The sequence below is a fragment of the Candidatus Polarisedimenticolia bacterium genome, assembly GCA_035764505.1.
GTDB lineage: Bacteria > Acidobacteriota > Polarisedimenticolia > Gp22-AA2 > AA152 > AA152.
Window position 1 is genome coordinate 1 of the sequence record DASTZC010000039.1, and the last position, 7726, is coordinate 7726.

Consider the following 7726-nt stretch of genomic DNA (forward strand, 5'->3'; position numbering starts at 1 on the left):
TTGACGTGTGACCCGGATACTCGGCGCACCTGTTCAATCACCGGCGGCGCCGGCAGCGCCCAGTTGTGCCAGGATAATCGTGCTCGAGGGATAGCAGTTGAACGATTGAATCTTGCCGTTCTCGAGGCGAAACACGTCGCAGCACGGGGCATCCATGCGTCGACCGGTCGGCGGCAAGGTTCCCGTTGGTAAAGCCAGCGACCCCTTGTGTGTTTCTTGGAGCGCGAGATCTACCACGACTGTACTGGTCCACCGATTTTTATGGGTCGGATCCCTCCCCGGCGAACTCGCGGATATGCTGTCTCCCACCTAATCAGCCTATCGCTTCTCCGGGAGACGGCTCATGCCCCAAATTCCCCTGTCGACTTCCCTCCCACTGCCCCGAAGCTGGCCCCGTCGAGTCCGGTCGGCTGTCATTCAGGTCATGCTGACCCACGGCTGGGCTTCGGAGAGTCTGAACCACGAGCTGCGGCAGCAGGAGGATCGACTCGGGCAAGAGGTCCAGCTCCTTCGCGAGGAGATTCGCATCAAGGATGCTCGGATGGAGCAGATCCGAGCCCACCCAAGCTTGCAAGCCACGACCTGTTATCGGCGGGAACGATCCAAAGCGGCGCAATCAGTTGAATGGAGCCTGCGGCGGGCCCGAGCTTGCAACCCACGACCTGCTATCGGGGAGGAACGATCCATCCAGTAGCTGCAAGCGGGGCCAATCAGTTGAATGGAGCCTGCGGCGGGCCCCCGCTACCAACATAAAGGCCGGGCAACCGGCACGACGAAGAGGGCGACCGAAATGGTCGCCCTTTTTGCGTTCGCAGATCGTGACGGAAGTCACCAAATCCGCAGACTCCCGACAAACACGCGGCATTTTCGATTCGCTTTCCGGCTTCATCCGGCAGGCAAGCGGCAGGTTTTTGCCCCCCCCACTCTCCAGACTTCACCCGGGCATCCATGATCCAGACTCCATCCTCCGAGAAAGCGGCCTCGACGATGACAGTGAACTAGGGGGGTAGGCACGACGGTAGGACATGACCCAACTGCCCACTAAATCGGGGGAAGCCCACTTTGGTCTCACATCGGGATGAGAGATGTGCCCAAATCGTACTTCCAATGACCGAGTTATCGCAAGACCAGGGCCCGTCCAGAGTCCGGCCAGCGAGTTCGATCCGGGCGGCCCCACCGATGTTAGACTGGCTTGCCTCGGACAACGGACGCGAACAGGGGCAGCTGGCCATGCCCGATTCACGCCTCCTCGATTCCTTCCGGCGTTGGGGATACTTGCAGGCGGAACTGGATCCGCTGGAGCGCCTGGCGCCATTTGTCCATCCCGATCTCCAGACCGCTGAAGGAGAGGAAGCTGCGCGGTGGCGGTCGATCTATTGCGGCCCCATCGGCGCCGAGTTCATGCACTTTCCTTGCGCCGATCGCTGCCGCTGGATCGCGGAGCGGATGGAAGCTGAGCCACCCCCGCCCGATCGCCGCAAGATCCTCGGGCGGCTGGCCGCCGCAGAGATCTTCGAGCGGTTCATGCACCAGCGTTTCGTGGGGACCAAGCGCTACTCCCTGGAGGGGGCCGCCGCTCTCGTCCCGCTGCTGGATTCCCTCCTGGAAGCGGCCGCCGGAAAAGGAGCCCGAATCGTCCTTCTGGCCATGAGCCACCGGGGACGGCTCGGGGTGATGGTTCACGTGGTGGGCGTCCCCGCCTCATCCATCTTCGCAGAGTTCGAGGATGTGGATCCCAATAGCGTCCTGGGAAGTGGGGACGTGCGCTACCATCTGGGCGCGACCGGGGAGTACCGGACCGCGGGCGGGGATCTCCTCAGTCTGCACCTGGTCTCCAATCCCAGCCACCTGGAGGCGGTCAATCCGGTGATGATGGGGAGGGCCCGAGCGCGCCAGACGCGCCTCGGAGAGGAGGGCCCCACCCGGGTCGTCCCGGTGAACCTGCATGGGGATGCCGCCTTCGCGGGGCAGGGGGTTGCCGCCGAGACCCTCAACCTCTCGGAGCTCCCGGGTTTCAGCGTTGGGGGCACCGTCCATGTGGTGGTGAACAACCTCATCGGATTCACCACCCCCTTCGGGTCGCTCCATTCCTCCCGCTTCGCCTCCGACGTGGCCCGGCGCCTGAACGTCCCCGTTTTCCACGTCAACGGCCTGGACCCGGAGGCGGTGGTCCGCGTCGGGACGATGGCCCTGGAATACCGGGCAATCTTCCACACCGACGTGGTGGTGGATCTCATCTGCTTCCGCCGCTACGGCCACAGCGAGGTGGACGATCCCACGACCACCCAGCCGCTCCTCTACGAAAAGATCGCGTCGCTTCCCATGCTCTATGAGGCCTATGGCGAGCGGATCGGGGTCGACCGGGAGGAACGGACAGCCCTGGAGACGGGGATCCGCGGCGTTCTGGACGAGGAGCTGGAAAAGGGGCGGGCCATGAAGAAAAGGCCGAGTTTCCGCCGACTCCCCGACTACTGGAACCCCTATGTGGGAGGGAAACACGATCCCTCCCTGGAGGTGGAGACGGCGGTGAGCGGCGATCGACTCGAGGAAATCGGGCTTCGGATCGCCACGGTCCCGGAGGGGTTCAGCGTCCACGACAAAGTCCGCAAGGGACTTCACGAGAGGCTGGAGATGAGCCGCGGCGAGCGGCGCATTGATTGGGGCATGGCGGAGGCGCTGGCATTCGGATCGCTCCTATGGGAGGGAATCCCGGTGCGGCTGACGGGACAGGACAGCCGCCGCGGGACCTTCAACCAGCGTCATGCCGTGGTGTTCGACACGCGCGACGGGAGTGAGCATGTGCCGCTTGCGGGGCTGCGCGAGAGCCAGGGACGCTTCGAGATCGTGGACACTCCGCTCTCAGAGGCCTCGGCCCTCGGCTTCGAGTACGGGTACAGCCGGGACTTTCCCGAAGCGCTGGTCTGCTGGGAGGCGCAATTCGGGGACTTCGCGAACGGTGCCCAGGTGATCATCGACCAGTTCCTGGGGGCGGGAGAGGACAAGTGGGGTCTCCTCTCGGGACTGGTGCTGCTTCTTCCCCACGGCTACGAAGGACAGGGCGCCGAGCACTCCAGCGCCCGGCTGGAACGCTTCCTGGACCTGGCTGGCGAGGATAACCTCCAAGTCTGCCAGCCCACCACCGCGGCCCAGTATTTCCACCTCCTGCGGAGGCAGGCGCTTCGGCGCTGGAGGAAGCCACTGGTTGCGCTCACACCCAAGGGCCTTCTGCGCTCCTCCGCCGCTTCCTCGGGGCGGGAGGAACTGGTCACCGGAGGGTTCCGGCTCGTCCTTCCCGGTGGGGAAAGCCCCGGCGCCGAGCGGGTCCTGGTCTGCTCAGGGAAGATTGGCCACGAGCTGCTCGCGGAGCGCGTGAGGCGGCAGGATCGGCGCACGGCCATCCTGCGGCTGGAGCAGATCTATCCTTTCCCGAAAGCCGAGCTGCGGGAAGAAATCGATCGCCATCCCGACGCCTCTCAGATCGTCTGGGTGCAAGAAGAGCCCGCGAACATGGGCGCGCTGCGCTTCGTACGCCCCCGACTCCAGCTCCTGGCGGGAGATCGTTCGGTGACCGCGGTCCACCGCGCCGAGAGTGCCAGCCCGGCAACCGGCTCCCTCAAGGCGCATGCCCTGGAGCAGAGGGCGCTCCTGGACCTGGCGTTCCACCGTTTCGCGGAGAAGAGTCCGGTACGGGACTAGAACATTGTGCCGATTTCGGAACGGCTGATTTCGATCTACCTGGTGTCGTACAACGATGGCCAGGACAGCGGTTTTGGATCGGACACCGCCAGCAAGCCGCGAGTGAAGACGGGTGGGGGATGCGAGTGGCCGGCACCCGCATCCAGAATCTTTAGGGATCGTGAGTAGTCCGGCCGCGCCTCAGAACCCGCAGGCCGCAAGACGGGACCGGGCCACTCTCAAGGTAAACCGCCAATTCCCGCTGCCGCATCCTTCCGCCAAGTCCGCCCCCTCACACTCGTCATTCCGCCCCGGCAGCAGCACGAGGGCCCGGCCCCCCAGGTCGTACTCGAGGCACCAGGAATAATCCTCGACGCACGCGGGACCGAAGCTGTTGTCGTAAGCGGTCGTCACGGGGCCGACCCAGGCGCCGGAGCCGGAGCGGTACCACTTGGACCAGGCCCCTGAGGCGGCGGCTCCTCCCGTCACACTCCAGGCGACGTAGGAGTCGCGATAGAAATCTGCACGCTGCACGCAGGCCGAAAAGGCGCCCGAGGAGGGACCCTCCAGCGAATAGAAGAGGTAGGAGGAGGGATCCGGCGCAAGCGCGGAGAAGTAATCGAGGAGCGCGGCTTCGCCCACATCGTTCCCCAAGGTATCCACGAAGCCGAAAACGGCCGGCTGGCAGGTGCTCTGCGACACGCAATCGGGATCTTCGCAATCGATGCGGCCATCCGAATCGTTGTCCACCGCGTCGGAGCACTGCGATTCTCCCGCACAGAGGCCGGTCCGCTCGACGCCGCTCGAGCGTGCACCCCAGCTTCCGACGTGAGGGCCGGCGGCACGAACCAGATAGTAGGAAACCTGCCCGATGCCCGGTGTGCCGGAATCCTGCCAGCAGGAGGCGGCGGCATAGGAGCTCGTGCATCCTCCCGCGAAAGCTGCGCCGGAGGCACGGATCACTTCGTAGAGTCCCGCCCCCTGCTGCTGGGGCCAGCACAGCTGCGTCGCATCGCCCGGATTGTTGAATCCGGCGGCTCCGGTGATTTCGTCGATCAAGGAATAGCCAGTCTCACCCTGGCACTGGTTGTCCTTCCCGTCATTGAACTCCGGTGCTCCGGGATGGGTCTCGGCGGTGGCATCGTCGCAATCGCCCTGGCACTCCGACAGGGAGTCCAGGTCATCGTCCGAATCGTTCGTACCGGCGAGCGACGGCCAGCCGGGCGAGAGACAGTCGTTGTTCAAACCGTCGCAGACCTGCGCCCCGCCGGGACGCACCGACGCCTTCGAGTCGTCGCAATCCCCCTGGCACTCCGAATAGAGGTCGAGATCGTCATCCCGCTCGTTCGTTCCGGCGAGCGAAGGCCATCCTGGCCACAGACAGTCGTTGTTCAATCCGTCGCAGACCTGCGCGGCGCCGGGGTGCACCGACGCTCTCGTGTCGTCGCAGTCGCCGCCGCACGAGGTCAAGCCGTCGGCATCCTGGTCGAACCCCTCGTCCACCATGCCGTCGCAGTCCTCGTCGACGCCGTTGCAGGCCTCGTTCGCGCCGGGATGGATCGCCGCGTTGTGATCGTTGCAATCGACGTTGCTGTAGGAGCCGTCCTGGTCGACGTCCTCGACCGCCTCGATCGACCAGGTGGCCAGGTCGGCGTTTCCCGCATTCTTGACCGGCTTGACGTAATTGGTGTCGGCGACGACTTCACAGGTGAGGGTGAAGGAACCCGTCACGGCGAAGGACCTCGAGTAGCTCGCCGCTCCCGTGGCGACAACCGTCGGAGTGGGGAAACCGGGGCCCTGGAGCTTCCAGGTGAAGCTGTTGGAGACTCCCGGACCGATCGCGAAGCGCGGGGTGACCGAGAAATCCTTCAAGGTCCCGATCAGCGCCACGACCGGGGTATCGGGGCTTGCCGACTCGATGGGCGCGGTGGGGGCGACCCTGAAGTGACCGAACAAGGAAGTCGCCCATCGCTGGTTGCAGACGCTGCAAAATGGCGCTCCTAAAGAGCGCATCAGGCAGTCGAACATGGGTCGGTAGATGCACTGGGCATAGTACTGCGCGCCCTCCCACGGCGGACCGAGGTCTGCAATCCATTCGGGCCAGGCTCCCATGGTCGCATTGGTGGAGGTGTTGATGTTTCCCACCTGGCCTCCACAGCCGGCGCTGCTCACATACTCATCGGCGAGACCCGCCAGGGAATGTCCCAGCTCGTGAGTGGCGATATCGGTCGCCGAAGAGTTGGCGGCCGAGTAGACGGCCCGAGCTCCTCCGCATCCCCCATAGCGCGAGGTGTTCACCATCACCACTTTCGCATCGCTGGCAGGAGCCCGCAGCTCCGCCGCCGCGATATGGGTACTGACATCGGTGTCGCAGCCGTAGCCGTAGTACAGGCAGCGGTTCGCACTGTCGCCGCAGGGAGCCCCCGCGTTGGGAAATCCGGAGCCCATCGCCGTGTTCGCCACGATGGAGCAGTCACATTGGTCGGTCCCGCTCTCCACCGAATAAGCGTAGACCAGGATGTAATTGATCAGGTTGTCGTGCTCGCGGTAAGGGGTCGTCGCGCGAAACTTCTGGACCATGGACGTGGCGTGGCTCACCATCAGCGATTTCTGGGCGTAGGTGTACCCGTCGGGCACGATGGTGACGTTGATCCTCCGGTTCACCTCCGCGGCGTTGCCGAAGACGGTATAGATGTCGGGATCCCCGATATTCTCGGGCCAGATGACGGTTCCAAGGGTCTCGGGTTGAGGGGAGGCCCCTTTGTCCTCCTCGGAGGCGAAGAGAAGATCTCCGTATCTCGCACTTCCCCCCGCTTCGGTGAAGTGGAGGGAGTCGAGTCGCATCGCGCCGAGAATCCTTCGGGACTCTTTCCCCGGCGTCCCCTCGATCGCCGCGACCTCGATCCGATCGCTTCCCTCGGCCTCGGGAAATTCCACGACGATCGAGTCGCGATGCACCCGAATCGTGTCCCCGAGAATGTGGGGCGGCTCGTCGCCCGCGTGCTCCAGGCAGATTCCGGGCAGATCCATGCGCCGGACGTACCTCCGGGAGGAAGCCTTCAAGAGGGCGAGCTCCAGAGTGGGGGGGCCTCCCTCCGTCGGTTCCGCGCTCTCCTCGTTCAGAGGCTGGACGAAGGGGCGATTCTTGAGGGTATAGGAAAGAAGGCGGACCTGTTCGCGATCCACCTCGAACGCCACCGCAAGGGTCCGCTCGGAGGTTACGCCGTACAGGACTCCACGGGCATCCGGGACGCCCAGCGTGCGCGAGGCCTCCCGATCCTTGGATTCTCCCGCCGCCTGGAGGTTCCCGCACAGGAAGCCTGCCAGGAGGCTTCCGAGCAGGAGAAGCCGGGCGGCTCTCAGGCTTCCGCACGCGCCCGCAAGGCCATCACCCCTTGCCAAGGGTTCGCCGAGCACTTGGTCGCTCCACACTTTCGAACGTGACGGATTTGGAAGGGTCGAGTCGCCCGGCATGTTATCACGCGTCCGGGTCGCGCTCGATGGCCCTTCTTGCGCTCAGGAGGGTGACTGGGGGCATGCCGCATCACCCATTAGAGGCCGGACAACCGGCACGACAAAGAGGGCGACCCGATGGTCGCCCTTGGGGCTCCCCCGCCGCCGCGGCGGCGGGGGGTGAAGCGGTTCTCATGGGGAGGTTCGAGCGATACTAGTTCGGCACGCAAACCGGACAGCACTGCCCGGGAGGTGTCTGAAGGTGCTCATTGTCGAGGCAATCCGGAGCCGCGCACTGCACGATCTTGCAGTTGAACGACTCCGTGCTGGGAGTTGTGGACTTGAGAGCCGCGAAGTGGGACGCTGCGGCCGCAGCCACGAGCATCGGAAGAACCATCCACCCTACTTTGTCCATGTGTGGGCCTCCTTCGAGCGTGCGGCTACCGCCGACGCTCAGAAACGGGCTCCTGTTGGAGCCGTTGGTGGGGCCACCGGGCACGCTCTTCCTGCAGCCACGTGCCTCGTTGGTTGGCTGCGAACCAGACAAGCTTGCTGGATGCGCATCTTCTTTAACACGCTCTTCGTGCGTCATCAAGAA

General features: G+C 64.6%; 3 protein-coding genes. 1 reads left to right on the plus strand and 2 read right to left on the minus strand.

The genetic code is table 11. From position 1 onward, the window contains the following. Nucleotides 1–1179: 1179 nt before the first annotated feature. Nucleotides 1180–3696 carry a 2-oxoglutarate dehydrogenase E1 component gene (locus tag VFW45_02680; protein HEU5179667.1) on the plus strand — a complete coding sequence of 839 codons (2517 nt, stop codon included), beginning with the start codon at nt 1180–1182 and terminating at the stop codon, nt 3694–3696. A gap of 180 nt (nt 3697–3876) precedes the next feature. On the opposite strand, the gene VFW45_02685 is transcribed toward VFW45_02680, so the two are convergent. Together VFW45_02685 and VFW45_02690 are read right to left on the minus strand one after the other, a co-directional pair. After that, complete coding sequence (locus VFW45_02685) at nt 3877–7092, minus strand: M64 family metallopeptidase (GenBank protein HEU5179668.1); 3216 nt, start codon at nt 7090–7092, stop codon at nt 3877–3879. Between the two features lie 250 nt (nt 7093–7342). After that, nucleotides 7343–7543: a hypothetical protein gene (locus VFW45_02690; GenBank protein HEU5179669.1), complete on the minus strand. Its 201-nt coding sequence runs from the start codon at nt 7541–7543 to the stop codon at nt 7343–7345. Nucleotides 7544–7726 lie beyond the last annotated feature (183 nt).

Excerpts from the sequence above, each read along its gene's own strand:
- VFW45_02690 (HEU5179669.1), bottom strand. The coding sequence starts at position 7,543 with ATGGACAAAGTAGGGTGGATGGTTCTTCCGATGCTCGTGGCTGCGGCC.
- VFW45_02680 (HEU5179667.1), top strand. The coding sequence starts at position 1,180 with ATGTTAGACTGGCTTGCCTCGGACAACGGACGCGAACAGGGGCAGCTG.